27 protein-coding genes are annotated in these 15244 nt (G+C 50.8%); 2 read left to right on the top strand and 25 right to left on the bottom strand.

Going from position 1 to position 15244, the window contains the following annotated elements; genetic code table 11:
* The first annotated feature begins 757 nt into the window (after positions 1-757).
* Both gluQRS and BMY01_RS10120 read left to right on the top strand, forming a co-directional pair.
* On the top strand, positions 758-1669 hold the full coding sequence (gluQRS, locus tag BMY01_RS10125; protein WP_074746780.1) for a tRNA glutamyl-Q(34) synthetase GluQRS: 912 nt from the start codon (positions 758-760) through the stop codon (positions 1667-1669).
* Positions 1670-1844: 175 nt separating this feature from the next.
* Complete coding sequence (locus BMY01_RS10120; RefSeq protein WP_368086237.1) at positions 1845-2972, top strand: NAD(P)/FAD-dependent oxidoreductase; 1128 nt, start codon at positions 1845-1847, stop codon at positions 2970-2972.
* A gap of 61 nt (positions 2973-3033) precedes the next feature.
* Here the strand turns inward: BMY01_RS10120 and BMY01_RS10115 are convergent, their stop codons facing one another.
* From BMY01_RS10115 to rplV, 25 genes are all read right to left on the bottom strand, one after another.
* Positions 3034-3462 carry a hypothetical protein gene (locus BMY01_RS10115; RefSeq protein WP_139176849.1) on the bottom strand — a complete coding sequence of 143 codons (429 nt, stop codon included), beginning with the start codon at positions 3460-3462 and terminating at the stop codon, positions 3034-3036.
* 60 nt (positions 3463-3522) lie between these two features.
* The gene (locus tag BMY01_RS10110) at positions 3523-3882 is read right to left on the bottom strand and encodes a hypothetical protein (protein WP_074746775.1); all 360 of its coding nucleotides are present in this window, start codon (positions 3880-3882) and stop codon (positions 3523-3525) included.
* A gap of 210 nt (positions 3883-4092) precedes the next feature.
* Positions 4093-4488, bottom strand: coding sequence for a 50S ribosomal protein L17 (rplQ, locus tag BMY01_RS10105; RefSeq protein ID WP_074746774.1), 396 nt, complete (start codon positions 4486-4488; stop codon positions 4093-4095).
* Positions 4475-5479 carry a DNA-directed RNA polymerase subunit alpha gene (locus tag BMY01_RS10100; RefSeq protein WP_074746772.1) on the bottom strand — a complete coding sequence of 335 codons (1005 nt, stop codon included), beginning with the start codon at positions 5477-5479 and terminating at the stop codon, positions 4475-4477. Before BMY01_RS10100 ends, rplQ begins: the two co-directional genes overlap by 14 nt.
* A 33-nt stretch (positions 5480-5512) precedes the next feature.
* Positions 5513-6139: a 30S ribosomal protein S4 gene (gene rpsD, locus BMY01_RS10095; RefSeq protein WP_074746770.1), complete on the bottom strand. Its 627-nt coding sequence runs from the start codon at positions 6137-6139 to the stop codon at positions 5513-5515.
* Positions 6140-6148: 9 nt separating this feature from the next.
* Positions 6149-6538 carry a 30S ribosomal protein S11 gene (rpsK, locus tag BMY01_RS10090; protein ID WP_011380146.1) on the bottom strand — a complete coding sequence of 130 codons (390 nt, stop codon included), beginning with the start codon at positions 6536-6538 and terminating at the stop codon, positions 6149-6151.
* Positions 6539-6583: 45 nt separating this feature from the next.
* A complete protein-coding gene (rpsM, locus tag BMY01_RS10085; RefSeq protein WP_074746768.1) occupies positions 6584-6961 on the bottom strand; it encodes a 30S ribosomal protein S13 in 378 nt (125 codons plus the stop codon).
* 52 nt (positions 6962-7013) lie between these two features.
* On the bottom strand, positions 7014-7127 hold the full coding sequence (rpmJ, locus tag BMY01_RS10080; protein ID WP_074746766.1) for a 50S ribosomal protein L36: 114 nt from the start codon (positions 7125-7127) through the stop codon (positions 7014-7016).
* Positions 7128-7144: 17 nt separating this feature from the next.
* On the bottom strand, positions 7145-7363 hold the full coding sequence (gene infA / locus BMY01_RS10075) for a translation initiation factor IF-1 (protein ID WP_011380144.1): 219 nt from the start codon (positions 7361-7363) through the stop codon (positions 7145-7147).
* Positions 7364-7380: 17 nt separating this feature from the next.
* Positions 7381-8709 (bottom strand): preprotein translocase subunit SecY, encoded by a 1329-nt coding sequence (gene secY, locus BMY01_RS10070; RefSeq protein WP_011380143.1) that lies wholly within the window; start codon positions 8707-8709, stop codon positions 7381-7383.
* A gap of 17 nt (positions 8710-8726) precedes the next feature.
* On the bottom strand, positions 8727-9158 hold the full coding sequence (gene rplO / locus BMY01_RS10065; protein ID WP_074746764.1) for a 50S ribosomal protein L15: 432 nt from the start codon (positions 9156-9158) through the stop codon (positions 8727-8729).
* Positions 9159-9347 (bottom strand): 50S ribosomal protein L30, encoded by a 189-nt coding sequence (gene rpmD / locus BMY01_RS10060; protein WP_011380141.1) that lies wholly within the window; start codon positions 9345-9347, stop codon positions 9159-9161. It abuts the gene before it with no gap.
* Entirely contained in the window at positions 9344-9886 is a 543-nt protein-coding gene (rpsE, locus tag BMY01_RS10055) for a 30S ribosomal protein S5 (RefSeq protein WP_011380140.1), read from the bottom strand. Before rpsE ends, rpmD begins: the two co-directional genes overlap by 4 nt.
* Before the next feature lie 13 nt (positions 9887-9899).
* On the bottom strand, positions 9900-10256 hold the full coding sequence (gene rplR / locus BMY01_RS10050; RefSeq protein WP_074746762.1) for a 50S ribosomal protein L18: 357 nt from the start codon (positions 10254-10256) through the stop codon (positions 9900-9902).
* Positions 10257-10267: 11 nt separating this feature from the next.
* Positions 10268-10801, bottom strand: coding sequence for a 50S ribosomal protein L6 (gene rplF / locus BMY01_RS10045; RefSeq protein ID WP_074746759.1), 534 nt, complete (start codon positions 10799-10801; stop codon positions 10268-10270).
* An 11-nt stretch (positions 10802-10812) separates the two neighbouring features.
* On the bottom strand, positions 10813-11208 hold the full coding sequence (rpsH, locus tag BMY01_RS10040) for a 30S ribosomal protein S8 (protein ID WP_074746757.1): 396 nt from the start codon (positions 11206-11208) through the stop codon (positions 10813-10815).
* Positions 11209-11354: 146 nt separating this feature from the next.
* Positions 11355-11660: a 30S ribosomal protein S14 gene (gene rpsN, locus BMY01_RS10035; RefSeq protein ID WP_074746755.1), complete on the bottom strand. Its 306-nt coding sequence runs from the start codon at positions 11658-11660 to the stop codon at positions 11355-11357.
* Between the two features lie 6 nt (positions 11661-11666).
* The gene (gene rplE / locus BMY01_RS10030; protein WP_074746753.1) at positions 11667-12206 is read right to left on the bottom strand and encodes a 50S ribosomal protein L5; all 540 of its coding nucleotides are present in this window, start codon (positions 12204-12206) and stop codon (positions 11667-11669) included.
* A 31-nt stretch (positions 12207-12237) separates the two neighbouring features.
* On the bottom strand, positions 12238-12555 hold the full coding sequence (gene rplX, locus BMY01_RS10025) for a 50S ribosomal protein L24 (protein ID WP_074746751.1): 318 nt from the start codon (positions 12553-12555) through the stop codon (positions 12238-12240).
* Between the two features lie 22 nt (positions 12556-12577).
* Complete coding sequence (rplN, locus tag BMY01_RS10020) at positions 12578-12946, bottom strand: 50S ribosomal protein L14 (protein ID WP_011380133.1); 369 nt, start codon at positions 12944-12946, stop codon at positions 12578-12580.
* Between the two features lie 199 nt (positions 12947-13145).
* Positions 13146-13412 carry a 30S ribosomal protein S17 gene (rpsQ, locus tag BMY01_RS10015; protein WP_074746749.1) on the bottom strand — a complete coding sequence of 89 codons (267 nt, stop codon included), beginning with the start codon at positions 13410-13412 and terminating at the stop codon, positions 13146-13148.
* Positions 13409-13609: a 50S ribosomal protein L29 gene (rpmC, locus tag BMY01_RS10010; RefSeq protein ID WP_074746747.1), complete on the bottom strand. Its 201-nt coding sequence runs from the start codon at positions 13607-13609 to the stop codon at positions 13409-13411. The genes rpsQ and rpmC overlap by 4 nt, the downstream gene beginning before the upstream one ends.
* Before the next feature lie 2 nt (positions 13610-13611).
* On the bottom strand, positions 13612-14028 hold the full coding sequence (gene rplP / locus BMY01_RS10005; protein WP_074746745.1) for a 50S ribosomal protein L16: 417 nt from the start codon (positions 14026-14028) through the stop codon (positions 13612-13614).
* Positions 14012-14872, bottom strand: coding sequence for a 30S ribosomal protein S3 (gene rpsC, locus BMY01_RS10000; RefSeq protein ID WP_074746743.1), 861 nt, complete (start codon positions 14870-14872; stop codon positions 14012-14014). The genes rplP and rpsC overlap by 17 nt, the downstream gene beginning before the upstream one ends.
* Positions 14873-14887: 15 nt before the next feature.
* Positions 14888-15235, bottom strand: a complete 348-nt coding sequence (rplV, locus tag BMY01_RS09995; RefSeq protein WP_011380128.1) for a 50S ribosomal protein L22 — start codon at positions 15233-15235, stop codon at positions 14888-14890.
* Between the last annotated feature and the right edge of the window lie 9 nt (positions 15236-15244).

Raw genomic sequence — 15244 nt, 5'->3', positions numbered from 1 at the left:
CCAAACTTGTACCACTTCGAGTCATACCACAGCGACATGTCGTAGTCCCGGCCGCTCGTCTTGGCCTGGCTCGACGTTCCCATCGTTGTTGCCATTTTGCTTCCTCCTGCTATCGTGTTAATCAAGTACTGCCTTGCTTCCAGCAGCCGCTTCCTCCCTCATCAACTCCGGCAGAAGCGCTTGCCCTTCATGCTGCTTCATACTTCCAATATCCGCTTGCTGCCGCTTCTACTACCCAAAAACCTGGCGTGCAAGTACAAATTGTCGCTTACTTACTTCTCAATACCGGCAGCACTAACAGCAGCACCAGACCATACCCCAAATCCCTCCCTGGTACCACCTTTATTGCCTCTACCAGTACTTTACATACCCATAAGCCCGTAAAGACTACTCCCCGCCATACACTTAAGTCAAGCAGTTTGTCAGAGGCCAAATAGGGCAAACTTCATGCCAAGATTCACATCCTGCTCCCTGAAATCCGCAGCATGGTCAGATCGCATAAGCTAAAATCATTGCTTATCTATGAGTTGTCGAGAAGTTTCGGCAGTATAAACCCATCTTGCTAAAGAGGTTATAGTAATTTCGTTCTTTCCCATACTTATTTTCTCTGTCCATTGGCGAAGATCATGGTAACTCGTCCCATATGTTTCGTTATTTGAGTATACTCATCATGTTATCCCCCTGGATAGAGCGATTGGAGAATAAGAATCTGGGGGTTCAATGGATATTGTGAGACTCCATTAATCAAGATTAACGGGTGGAAAATGCCTTCCCTCTCACGCCGGTCTATCGCGGCCGGTTTGCCCCCTCTCCTACCGGACCGTTGCATTTTGGTTCTCTTGTCACTGCTGTAGGTAGTTATCTGGAGGCAAGATCACGGGGCGGAGAATGGCTGGTCAGAATCGAAAATCTCGATACGGCGCGTGAAATTCCAGGTGCTTCAGAAGAGATTTTGAATACTCTGCATCTCCTTGGAATGGAATGGGACGGCCCAGTGGTATATCAAGAGCAGCGCCAGGAGGTCTACCATGCGGCATTGTCGACACTTGAAAAGCAGGAGCTTATTTATCGCTGCAGTTGCAGTCGTAAGGAAATTGCCGATTCCTCAGTTCTTGGAATAGAAGGACCTGTCTACCCCGGAACTTGCCGCGACCGCAAACATGAACCCGAGTTTTCCGGTGCATGGCGACTATATACAAATAATGATCTGATTGAATTTGAGGACGGAGTACAAGGCATACGGCAACAACGGATTCAGCGAGACATAGGCGATTTCGTGATATGTCGCGCAGACGGGGTTTTTGCTTACCAGCTAGCGGTCGTGGTGGATGACGCCGAACAGGGTATTACTCACGTGGTGCGGGGAGGTGATTTACTGAACTCGACTCCACGTCAGATTCACCTGCAAAAACTGCTAGGCTACTCCATCCCCTCCTATATGCACCTCCCCATAGTAGTCAACGCACGAGGCGAAAAGCTCAGTAAACAGACACAGGCAGCGCCAGTGGATATTTCGCATCCCGTTTTGCAGCTCGTGAAGGCCATCCGGTTTCTCGGCCAGACACCGCCGCCGGAAGTAAGCGCGAGCAGCTTGAGGTCGTTCTGGATATGGGCAATCGAAAATTGGAATCGGGAGGCAATTCCAAAAAACAGGTCACTCATGTTTTAACTCGATCGAATCTGCCGGACTGATAATAGATGAAATGAAGACCGGGCTACTCGCTACTAAACTGCCAGCACTACCGGTTTAGAGACGAGTTTATACTAGGAAAATACAAGAAATATGAGATTTTATCGGCTTTTCAAGGAAGAACGTGCCTTTTCTGCCATTTTACATACCTAGATTGAAGCGACTCAAGATTGTCGTGGTCGGCGGAGGTTACGCCGGCATCGCGGCACTGGTTACCCTTTTGCGCCACATGCCGGAAGCTGATGTCGTCATCATTGATCCCAGGTTCGAACATCTCAAGATTACTCATCTCCACGAGACTTTCCGGTATCCACTGGACGATTTCCTGATTCCGTTTTCCACGCTGGAAAGTTGTTTTGGCTGCCGCCACGTTTGTGCAGAACTGAGTCCGAGTGAATCGGTTCTGCGGCAGTGGCAGAACGATAGATTCCTTGAAGTCAATAACGAAATACTGGAATTTGACTATCTGCTCCTCGCCTCAGGCTCTCCTGTAGTGCAGGTGAATAAACCGGAGAATGTCTTTGATCTGCTCGACTTCATGGCCATATCGGGCTCCGATTTGTTTCATGAGCGGTTAAGCCAAGCCAGTGCCATCGCGCGATCTATTTCAGTGATAGGTGGGGGAGCAACGGGAATTCAATTTCTTTTTGAAATTGCTCATTTCCTCAAGCGCTATCAGATCGGGTGCAATCTGCGTCTTGTCCATGGCGAGAACCGGGTACTCAACCAGTTCCCCATCGGCTTTTCCACCTATACCCAATCCAAAATGACCGAATTGGGGATCGAATTTTTTCCTGATACCCGTTATCTCGGACAGCAGGGGGAGCAGGTTCTATTGGGCGATAACCTGACGGGGCACGAGTTTACCCTGCCCTCTTCAATCTCCCTCCTGTTCATTGGTAAAAAACTGGAAACACCATTTTCTGCCAACTTCTTTGGACAGGTAGTAGTTGAAGGCACGACGTTGCCGAACATTTTTGCAGCGGGAGACTGCTGCGTTTACCATGCTCCAGGCTCCAACACTATGACCGCGCAATCTGCGGTAAGAAAAGGAATGCTTACTGCCCGGAATATCCTGCGTCACTCAGGCGCTTTGCGATTGCTTGAGCCTTACCTTCATCGGGATTTAGGTTATGTAGTGAGTCTGGGACCAACGGACGCAATAGGTTGGTTGGCCCTGGAAGGCAATGTAGTTGGAGGCATCCCGGCCATGGTGATCAAGGAGTTGGTCGAAGCGCAATATGATTTGCTGCTGACAGGACTTGACACCTACCTGGTTTGAAGAAAAAAGAAAGCCTGCGGATTACTCGAATGCGACAGATGAAAAAGGAAAAATAGCCAAATCACTGTTTTCGGAGAATGGAGGACACCACCAGTCCTTGTTGAAGCCACCTTTCGACTACATATTCATAAAACAGTTGATTACTCTGCACGTCGCAGTTTACTACCGCCTGCGCCCACGCTTTTCCCTTATCTGTCAGAAGCACATAGCCAAGATCAAGTTGATTGCCGGCTTCCTCGGGGAACCGTATTTTTGTCGGTCGTCCGAAATAAAACAACCGCGTGTGCTGACCAAACCCTTTCTTTACATATCCCGCCGGGCTCACAGATATCAAACCAATTGCTTCCAGCGCTTTCAACGCCGGCAATGTAATGCCCTGACCTGAATAAACCTCATGGTTGAGGTCATATATAAGAGGTATCAGGTGTCCTTGCATCCAGAGGAACTGGCAAAGAGATGCAAAAACTTTCCTGTTTTCACCCTGCTCCAAATCCGCCTCCCTGTGATCACCGGCGACTCGGAAAGGGAGATGCTGATTGCGAGGCTCCATCTAGGAGATATGTTCTTGGACGTCTCCTATGACAAGTGGATTCTTTTTGCTCTTATCACTTCGACGGGAAATTTCCTGGTCAAGTTTTTCGAGAAACTGGATATTCTTCTTTCGTTGTTTGTCACCCTTGTACCATGAAAAACATGCAAGACTCCCGAAAACAACCAGAAGTACATTTACTGGTGTCGGCCCACCAAAGAAAATATCCATAAGCCCGGTGAGAATAGAAAAAGCGCCCATGAATCCTGTCCAGTTCAGGAATTTGTTCGTCCACGTAGGCTCCTGCCGTTTAACACACCAGGTTTGTAGCTTCTCACGTACCGAATCAAGTTCCTCATCGGTCCATTCTGCAAGATCCATCAGGGCTGTCCTCTCTGTACAGGAAAAAAACCAATTGTGTCTTTATTGGGGTAAAACCGATGCGAATTCCGGGATAGACGCAGCTTCGGTATATATCAGAACAGCCTGATATATCGGAATCTGGATCGTATGTTCCCCGCTGGAAACTATAATAGGGTAATACAAAAAAGCCGGGATAACCCCGGCTTTTTTCTCTTCCAAAAACTCTCCCTAACCTGCCTTACTTTCCGTGTCTGTAGCTGGCTGTTCCGGGCGGTCCATCAATTCAACCAGCGCCATAGGCGCGTTATCGCCCTTGCGGAACCCAAACTTGAGAATACGCAAGTATCCGCCATTGCGGGTCTGGTAACGGGGGCCTAACTCGCTAAACAGCTTTCCAACCATGTCACGATCCCGCAACCGGTCAAACGCAAGTCGACGATTAGCCAGCGATGGCTTCTTCCCAAGCGTTATTATCGGCTCGATAACTCGACGCAGTTCTTTGGCCTTGGGCAAAGTCGTTTTTATAACCTCGTGCCGCAACAGTGAGTTGGTCATGTTCTGCAACATGGCCGAGCGGTGGCTGCTCGTGCGATTAAGCTTCCTTAGTCCATTATGGTGCCGCATGATTTGTATCCTTTTTACCCTTATCAAGATTGGAAGGCGGCCAACTTTCCAGCTTCATGCCCAGCGTCAACCCGCGAGAAGCAAGTACTTCCTTGATTTCATTCAAGGATTTCCGTCCCAGATTAGGGGTTTTCAATAGCTCGGTTTCCGTCCGCTGAATCAGGTCGCCAATATAATATATATTTTCCGCTTTGAGGCAATTTGCGGAACGTACGGTGAGCTCAAGATCATCCACCGGCCGAAGCAGCACCGGATCAATCTGAGGTAATTTCGGTTGTTCCACGGGCAGCGGTGTGCCTTTGAGGTCCGCAAATACGGAGAGTTGCTCGACCAGGACTTTTGCCGCATACCGGATTGCTTCCTCGGGATCAACGACACCGTTGGTCTCGATGTCCATGACCAGCTTGTCCAGATCGGTGCGTTGTTCAACCCGCGCGCTTTCCACCGCATAACTTACCCGTCGCACGGGACTGAAAGATGCATCCAGCAGAATGCTGCCGATAGCACGACTTTCGCGCGCCAGCTGGCGGACAGTTCCCGGTACATAGCCCCGTCCCATTTCCACCTTGATCTGCATATCCAGCTTGCCGCCGGACGTAAGGTGCGCAACAACATGATCGGGATTAATGATCTCGACATCATGTCCTCCCTCGATATCGCCTGCAGTAACCGTTCCTTCCCCCTTTTTACTCAGGGTCAGAAGTGCCTCTGTACGATTGTGCAATTTCAGGACAATACCTTTGAGATTGAGCAGGATATCAACCACGTCTTCCTGCACGCCGTCCAAGGCGGAGTATTCGTGAACAACACCACTGATCTGAACTTCCGTTGGCGCAAATCCCGGCATCGATGAAAGCAGAATACGTCGTAGCGCGTTGCCCAGCGTATGGCCATAGCCGCGCTCGAACGGCTCCATGGTAATTCTGGCATGGAGTGGCGATATATTCTGCACATCGATAATACGCGGCGTAAGAAAGGTGTTACTTTGCATAGCCTGATCCTTTTGCGGAAACGTGGCGACTCATTACTTGGAATACAATTCAATTACGAGAGATTCATTAATGCTTGACGGTAAATCGGATCTCTCGGGTTTATTCTTGAAAGTTCCCTTCATGGCTTTAGTGTCCACCTCCAGCCATTCCGGAAAGTGCCGCTGTTCGGCAGCTTCCACGGATGCCTTGATGCGCAAATGATTCTTTGCCTTTTCTGTAACCTCTATAACGTCTCCCGGTTTTACCTGATAGGAAGGAATATTGATTTTCCTGCCATTGACCAGAATCCCGTTATGACGGACAATCTGACGTGCCTCGGACCGCGATGCGCCAAACCCCATGCGATAGGAAACCGTGTCAAGCCGGCATTCCAGCAATTGCAGGAGATTTTCGCCTGTAACGCCGCGCTGCCTCTCCGCAAGCTCGTAACTATTACGGAACTGACGCTCCAGCACTCCATATATCCGGCGCAGCTTCTGCTTTTCGCGTAATTGCACTCCGTAGTCCGATAGACGACCGCTTTTCTGACCGTGCTGCCCAGGCGCGTAATTCCGGCGCTCGATGGCGCACTTATCGGTAAAACATTTCTCACCTTTAAGGAACAGCTTCTCACCCTCACGTCGGCATTGACGGCATTTGGGATCAAGATTTCTCGCCACAGTAACTCCTTAAATACGACGTTTCTTCGGCGGCCGACAACCGTTATGTGGAACGGGTGTCACATCCGAAATACTGGTAATTTTAAAACCGGCTGCATTCAGTGCACGCACTGCGGACTCCCGCCCTGGTCCCGGACCTTTTATACGCACTTCGAGGTTCTTTACCCCGTATTCCTGTGCAGCTCTGCCGGCTTGCTCGGCTGCAACCTGGGCGGCAAACGGTGTACTCTTGCGTGACCCCTTAAAACCTGCCCCTCCGGAAGTAGCCCACGATAGCGCGTTCCCCTGACGGTCCGTTATCGTCACAATAGTGTTATTAAACGAAGCATGTACATGCGCAATACCTTCCGCTACGTTCTTTTTGACTTTCTTGCGTACTCGCGTGGCTGCTTTTACCATATTGATCTATCCTTCTGCCCTGCCATTCGGTTGATTGGCTAAAATTTATCTTCCTGCCTTGGCGCTGGAAGCACGAACGGCCTTCCTGGGTCCTTTACGCGTCCTCGCATTCGTGCGGGTACGCTGACCCCGTACCGGGAGGCCACGACGATGACGCAATCCCCGGTAGCAGCCGAGGTCCATCAGGCGTTTGATATTCATTGAAACTTCCCGCCGGAGATCGCCTTCGACTACAAATTTCGCGACGTTATCCCGCAACTTGTCCATTTCCGCGTCGGTTACGTCTTTCATCTTGGTCGATACGCTGATTCCAGTCGCCTCACAAATCTCACGAGCTCTCGCACGACCGATGCCATAAATCGCTGTCAGCGCAATTTCAGCATGCTGATGGTTTGGGATGTTTACTCCAGCAATACGGGCCATACGTTTTCCTACAAAAATTTTAGATTATAACACCTTAGAATGCGTAGCCGAATCAACCCTGACGCTGTTTATGCCGCGGATCTGTACAAATCACGCGCACTATCCGGTTGCGTCTGATGATTTTGCAATTCCGGCAAATTTTTTTTACCGATGCCAGTACTTTCATTATTTACCCCTCTCCGGCTATTTGGCACGAAACGTAATACGCGCCCTGCTTAAATCGTATGGTGTCAGATCTACCGTTACCTTATCTCCCGGCAGAATCCGAATGTAATGCATTCGCATCTTGCCGGAAATATGTCCCAACACTATATGTCCGTTTTCCAGCTTGACCCGAAACGTCGCATTCGGCAACGTTTCCAGAATCTCGCCCTGCATTTGTATGGTTTCTTCCTTTGCCATCCTATCCTTGATGCACTTTATCTCGCCGGCAATCCGCCACCGCCCTTGAAGTTGGTTTTTTTCAACAGGCTCTCATATTGGTGAGACATGATGTAGGCTTGCACCTGCGCCATGAAATCCATCGTTACTACGACGATAATAAGCAGGGAAGTTCCACCGAAATAAAATGGAACATTCCACTTCAAAATCAAAAATTCCGGCAACAGACACACGAGCGTTACGTAGATCGCACCGGTGAGAGTAAGGCGCAACATGATGCGCTCAATATATCGTGCCGTTTGATCACCTGGCCGAATGCCGGGAATGAATGCTCCGCTCTTTTTCAGGTTCTCCGCAGTTTCTTTGGGGTTGAACACCAGCGCCGTATAAAAAAAGCAGAAGAATATGATCATTGCCGCGTACATGATCACGTAAACCGGCTGTCCGGGCGATAACGCCCCGCTTATATCCTTCAGCCAGTCCATTGATTCCCCCGTCGAAAACCAACCAGCTAGCGTGGCGGGAAACAATATGATGCTGGAAGCAAAGATCGGCGGAATCACGCCGGACATGTTCAGCTTAAGCGGCAAGTGAGAGCTTTGACCGCCATAAACCTTGCGTCCGACCTGACGCTTTGCATAATTCACCAGTATCTTGCGTTGCCCCCGCTCGACAAAAACAACGAATCCCGTAACAACCGTAGCTGCCACGAAAATTCCGAGCGCCACCAGGAAGTGCATGGCACCCGTTCGTACCAACTCCAGCGTGCCTCCAATTGCACTTGGAAGACCCGCAGCGATCCCGGCAAATATAATGAGCGAAATCCCGTTACCAATGCCGCGTTCGGTAATCTGTTCTCCCAGCCACATGAGAAATATGGTACCCGTCACCAATGTTATAACCGTGGTCAACAGGAACATCGGGCCGGGCTCGATCACCAGACCAGGCTGGGATTGTAGTGCGATCGAGATGCCATAACCCTGAACCAGGGCCAAACCTAGAGTACCATAACGGGTGTACTGGGTAATCTTTCTGCGCCCTGACTCACCCTCTTTCTTCAGTGCCTCGAGATAAGGGAATGCCACAGTGCCCAACTGCATGATAATCGATGCCGAAATGTACGGCATGATACCCAGGGCAAATATCGAAAAGCGGGAAAGGGCGCCACCGGAAAACATGTTGAACATGCCCAGGATACCGCCCTGCTGCGATTCGAACAGATCCTTCAGTACAACCGGATCGATACCGGGTACTGGCACATGCGCGCCGATACGGTAGACAACCAATGCGAGCAGCAAAAACCATAACCGGCGCTTCAAGTCGCCGAGTTTTCCGGAGAGTCCCCGCAGGGAGTCGCTAGCGGCCAATATATATCCTCTCGTACTTATTCGACACTACCACCAGCAGCTTCAATGGCTGCTTTGGCGCCCTTGGTTACCGGAATGCCCTGAAGCTTCACTGCGCGCTCGATCTTTCCCGAAAGTATTACCTTGACGTTCAAAGCGGAACTGGAGACGAGTCCTGCCTGCTTCAGGATCAGCATATCGATGGTATCGCTTGGTATTCTGCCAAGCGCAGACAGACGCACTTCCGCATCATTCTTTTTTGTGGGCGAAACAAAGCCGCGCTTGGGCAATCGCCGTTGCAAGGGCATTTGCCCCCCTTCAAAGCCGACTTTATGAAAACCGCCCGCACGGGATTTCTGCCCCTTATGTCCACGCCCGGCGGTCTTGCCAAGACCGGAGCCGATACCACGACCTACCCGGCGCTTTGGATGCTTGGCGCCAGGGGCTGGTTTAATGGAATTCAGTTGCATCTAAACCTCACTCTTTACGAGGTAATAAATGTTATTGATCATGCCTCGCACCGCCGGGGTATCTTCCACTTCCACGCTGCTGTTAACGTGACGTAGTCCCAACCCTCGGGCGGTTGCTCGATGTGCCTGTTTCGTTCCGATCAGGCTCTTGACCAGGGTTACTTTTATCTTCTTCGGATTTTGCGTCATTTTTCCAACCCCAAAATCTCTTCGACACTCTTGCCCCGCTTGGCGGCTATCTCGGCGGGGTTACTCATCGCCTGCAGGCCGTTGAGAGTTGCACGGACAACATTGTACGGATTGGTCGAGCCAATACATTTGGCAAGGATATTGTGTACACCCATTACTTCAAATATTGCACGCATTGGCCCGCCGGCAATGATGCCGGTCCCCTCCGATGCCGGTTGCATGTACACCTTGGCCGCACCATGCCGCCCGATTACCGGATGTTGGAGCGTTCCATTCTTGAGACTCACCTTGATCATCTTGCGGCGCGCCTCGTCCATCGCCTTTTGCACCGCTACGGGTACCTCGCGGGATTTACCCTTACCCATGCCCACACCGCCATCCCCATTCCCGACAACCGTCAGAGCAGCAAAGCCTAAAATACGTCCTCCTTTGACCACCTTGGTAACGCGATTGATGGCCACCATTTTTTCCTTGAGTCCATCTCCGCGGTCGTCGCCTGGAGCCACCTTACCTTGCATCCGCCCCTGCATTTTAGCCATTATCCTTCCTCACTCAGAATTTGAGGCCATTTTCACGGGCAGCGTCAGCCAATGCTTTCACACGCCCATGATATTTGAAGCCTGAACGGTCGAACGCAACCGTCTCAATGCCGAGACCCCGCGCCTTCTCTGCAACCCTTTTACCCACGACTGCCGCTGCGGTAACCGTTCCGCCATTGGGAAGCTCCTTGCGTAGTTCCGGCTCGAGGGTGGATGCGCTGGCGAGCACTTTGCTACCGGAGCCGTCTATCAATTGCGCATAAATATGAGAGTTACTACGATGAACTGCCAGTCGCACCACCTTCAATTCAGCAATTTTGGCACGCGTTTGGCGCGCGCGCCGTAAACGGGATTCTATGGAATTCGGCATATTTACCCTAACTATTTTTTCTTCGTTTCCTTCAGGACGATGACTTCGTCCGCATAACGCACGCCCTTGCCCTTGTATGGCTCCGGCTCCCTGTATGCACGTACGTCCGCAGCCACTTGCCCTACCTGCTGCTTGTCCATGCCCTTGATGACAACCTCGGTCTGAGTGGGAGTCTCAACCTTGATACCTTCGGGCATCTGGTGAGCAATTGGATGAGAAAATCCTAACGTCAGGTTAAGGACGTTATCTGCAGCCTGGGCGCGGTATCCTACGCCAACCAGAATCAGCCTTTTCTCAAAACCGGTGGTGACGCCCTTCACCATATTGGCGAGCAGCGCGCGGGTGGTCCCCCACATTGCGTTGGCATGCTTGGAATCATCTGCCGCTTTCACTAGCAGGCTTTCGCCCTTGCGCTCAATCGAAATATCCGAAACAAGCTCGCGACGCAGCATACCCAGCGGACCCTTTACCTCCACTTCTGACCCGGATAGCCTGACTTCGACATTTGCCGGAACTGAAACAGGATTTTTACCCACTCGAGACATTTTCTATACCCTTACGCCACAATGCATAACACTTCGCCGCCCACACCATTTGCGCGCGCTTTTCTTTCCGTCATTACGCCTTTTGATGTCGACACGATAGCCACTCCCAGGCCATTCATTACGCTGGGGAGTTTATTGCTGGCTTTATATATCCGCAAACCAGGACGACTGACACGCTCTATTTTTTCAATTACCGGACGTCCTGCGTAATACTTCAGACTGATATCCAGTATCGATTTTCCGCCGGCCTCATGAACTATAAAATCCTCGACGTACCCCTCATCCTTCAGCACTTGAGCAATAGCCGCTTTGAGCTTGGAGGCAGGCATTACGACAGATGTTTTTTCAGATAGCTGCGCGTTTCGAATCCGCGTCAACATGTCTGCAATGGGATCACTCATGCTCATCTAGAATACCTCTGGAAATCCGACTTTCGTTACCGGCGAATACGAAATCCTTGAAACCACATTGACCATACTGGATCTGATCCATAAATTTACGCGGTCTGTTCGATTCCTTGAATCAAACGCCATCAATTATTGCCCTCACTCCCCTACCAGCTCGCCTTGATCATGCCCGGAATCTCTCCGCTCATGGCGATATCACGAAGCTTGCCACGACCCAACCCAAATTTGCTGTATACCCCTCGAGGGCGGCCTGTGAGCGAGCAGCGATTGCGCAATCGCACTGGGCTGGCATTGCGCGGCAACATCTGCAACTTGATCCTGGCCGAATGACGATCCTCGTCACCTACGCTGGTATCATTGATGGTCGCCAATAGCTCAGCACGTCGCGCCTCGAATTTCTTGACGGTTTTCCGACGTTTCAGATCACGGTTAATAACAGCTACCTTAGCCATGCTCCCTCAGTTTTTAAATGGAAATTTGAATGCTGCCAGCAATGCCTTTGCTTCCGCATCTGTCTTTGCAGTCGTGGTAATCGTGATGTTCATCCCCCGCAAGGCATCGATTTTGTCATATTCGATCTCAGGGAAAATGATCTGCTCCTTTATACCCATATTATAATTGCCGCGTCCATCGAAGGATCTACCGGAAATACCGCGAAAGTCGCGAATACGCGGTATAGCGATATTCACCAGACGGTCGAGGAATTCGTACATGCGAACGCGGCGCAGCGTAACCATGCAACCTACCGGATAGCCATCACGAACCTTGAAAGTGGCAATGGATTTCCTCGCTTTCGTCACCACAGGCTTCTGGCCTGCAATCTTTTGCATGTCATCTACAGCGTTATCCATGATTTTTTTGTCTGCGACCGCCTCGCCCACACCCATATTGAGGGTGATCTTGCGAATGCGTGGCACCTCCATCACAGACTTATAGCCGAATTGCTCCATCAACTGCTGGACTACGGTGTTACGGTAATACTCTTGTAAACGCGCCATATGTTTTCCCCTAACCCTTAGGCCTCAACCCTTAGGCATCGATCAGTTCCTCATTTGACCTGAAGCAGCGGGCCTTGCCTTTTCCTTCTACGGTTTTGAAACCTATCCGATCTGCCTTGCGGGTTGCGGGATTGTAGATTGCGACATTTGAAACCTGGATAGGACTGTCCATTTCGACGATTCCACCCGTGTCGCCTTTATTCGGATTGGGTCTCTGATGCTTCTTGAGGCGATTGACACCTTCAACGACCACGAGATCCGGCTTCATGACGCGCAACACTGTGCCGCGTTTACCCTTGTCCTTGCCGGCGATGACAATTACGTCATCTCCCTTCTTTATTTTGCTCATGTTTGATTCCTTATCCCGCGCCCTACAGTACTTCAGGTGCGAGCGAAACAATTTTCATGAAACGTGCAGTACGCAACTCACGTGTGACAGGACCGAAAATACGCGTGCCGATTGGTTCCAGTTTGGCATTCAGCAGTACTGCGGCGTTGCCATCGAACTTGATTAATGATCCATCCGCGCGACGCACTCCTTTCGAAGTTCGTACTACGACTGCGTTGTACACTTCACCTTTTTTGACGCGACCGCGAGGCGCCACATCCTTTACGCTGACTTTTATAATATCGCCAATACCCGCGTACCGTCGCTTGGAACCGCCTAATACCTTTATGCACATGAGTGACCGTGCGCCAGTATTGTCGGCGACTTGCAGAATCGATTGCATTTGGATCATGATTTACTCACTCTCTCCAACTTTTCCAGCCGAATCAAGGCCTAGGATAGTATTGGAACCCGTCCGGGTTGTGATGCCGCCGAAATTTACCGGCTGCAAAAAAATTAAGATATCTGAAAAATGAAGAGGCAGAATTATAAGGCAACCGGATTACAAAAACAAGGAAGAAAACACTTCCAAAAGCCGGTTTTCCTCGTAATCAACTCACCTGCTCGGCTTTCTGCATCAACTTGACGACACGCCAGGCTTTTGTTTTGGATAATGGACGGCACTCTTCTATCACCACCACGTCCCCGGTGTGAAACTCATTGGCTTCGTCATGTACATGATATTTTTTGGAGCGAACCATAATCTTTCCGTAAAGCGGATGTCTGACCTTACGTTCAACCAGAACAGTAATAGTCTTATTCATTTTATCGCTTACCACTTTTCCGCTAAGAGTACGGTTTAAATTCGCTTCGCTCATGACTGCCTTGCCTTCTGGCTAAGAATGGTTCTGGTACGCGCTATGTCCCGCCGAATATTGCCTAGTTGGGAAGTATTGCTTAACTGCTGGGTTGCATGCTGCATCCGCAGACCAAACTGCGCCCTCAGCAGCTCCAGCAACTCCTGCTGCAATTCCACGGGATTCTTGTTTCTCAATTCCTTGGCTCTGGATTTCATGATTAACCGCCTACTTGTCGTACAACAAAGGTTGTCAGGATCGGAAGCTTGGCAGCTGCGAGGCGGAATGCCTGCCGGGCCAGCACCTCATCGACGCCATCCATTTCATATAACACTTTGCCTGGCTGAATTTCCGCCACAAAATACTCCGGGCTGCCTTTTCCGTTACCCATCCTGACTTCGGCGGGTTTATGCGAAATGGGCTTGTCCGGAAAAATACGAATCCATATACGGCCGCCCCGCTTTATATGGCGGGTCATCGCACGTCGCGCAGCTTCGATCTGCCGGGCTGTCAAACGTCCCCGTCCCACGGCCTTGAGGCCGTATTCGCCAAAACTGACCTTGGCACCCCGGGTTGCAATGCCCTTGTTCCGCCCTTTTTGCTGCTTGCGATATTTTGTTCTAGCTGGCTGCTGCATCGTTCACTCCTGGCTTTACTGGCTTCTTTGCCGGCTTTGTGGCGGATTCTTCAGAACTGCTGTCAGACTTTCTGGGACCTTTCTTTTCACCCGCTTTCCCGTCCGATCTGGCATCTGCCCTTCCCGCTGGCCTGCGCGGCGGACGCCTGGTTTCCGGTTCTCCCGCCGGGGGGAGCGCCTGCGTGGCGGCTGTACCCGCACCGGCCTGCTCACCTCGACCTATCACTTCACCCTTGAATACCCAGACCTTGATTCCGATCACGCCATAGGTTGTCTTGGCCTCCGAGACGCCGTAATCGAGATCGGCCCGCAGTGTATGAAGGGGCACACGTCCTTCCCGATACCATTCGGTACGGGCTATTTCAATGCCGTTCAATCGGCCTGAACTCATGATCTTGATACCTTGAGCACCCAGGCGCATCGCATTCTGCATGGCACGCTTCATTGCACGGCGGAACATAATGCGCTTTTCCAGTTGCTGCGCGATGTTGTCGGCTATCAGCTGTGCATCAATTTCCGGTTTGCGGATTTCTTCGATATTTACATGCACCGGGACACCCATGAGCTTTTGCAACGCTCCCCGCAAAACTTCGATATCCTCACCTTTCTTGCCTATCACTACCCCTGGGCGTGAACTGTAGATCGTGATACGCGCATTCTTCGATGGCCGTTCGATAACCACGCGACCGACAGACGCATGCGCCAGTTTCTTTTTCAAATATTCCCGAACCTTGATGTCTTCGTTCAGCATGCCGGGAAAATTTTTTCCGTTGGCATACCATTTGGATGACCAGTTCTTCAGGACGGAAAGCCGAAAACCTGTCGGATGTATTTTTTGTCCCATAATGCCTGTTCAGCCTTATTTTTTGTTGCTGGCTTTATCGCCAACAGTAAGAAGAATGTGACAAGTTGGCTTGACAATGCGATTGCCCCGCCCCTTGGCGCGCGCACTGGTACGCATGAGCGACGGTCCCCTGTCGACATATATCCTGGACACCTTCAACTCGTCTATGTCAGCCCCTTCATTATGCTCGGCATTTGCGATGGCTGATTCGAGAAGCTTACGAATGATGACTGCAGCCTTTTTCGGACTGAATGCGAGCAGGTTGAGTGCGCGCTCCACCGGCAATCCACGGATCTGATCCGCAACGAGCCGGCCTTTCTGCTCGGACAACCTGACTCCGCGCAATACAGCAGTTGTTTCCATGGTGATTAT

The organism is Nitrosospira multiformis, assembly GCF_900110185.1.
In the GTDB taxonomy this organism is placed as follows: domain Bacteria; phylum Pseudomonadota; class Gammaproteobacteria; order Burkholderiales; family Nitrosomonadaceae; genus Nitrosospira; species Nitrosospira multiformis_A.
This window is presented reverse-complemented; position numbering and strand designations above follow the sequence as displayed.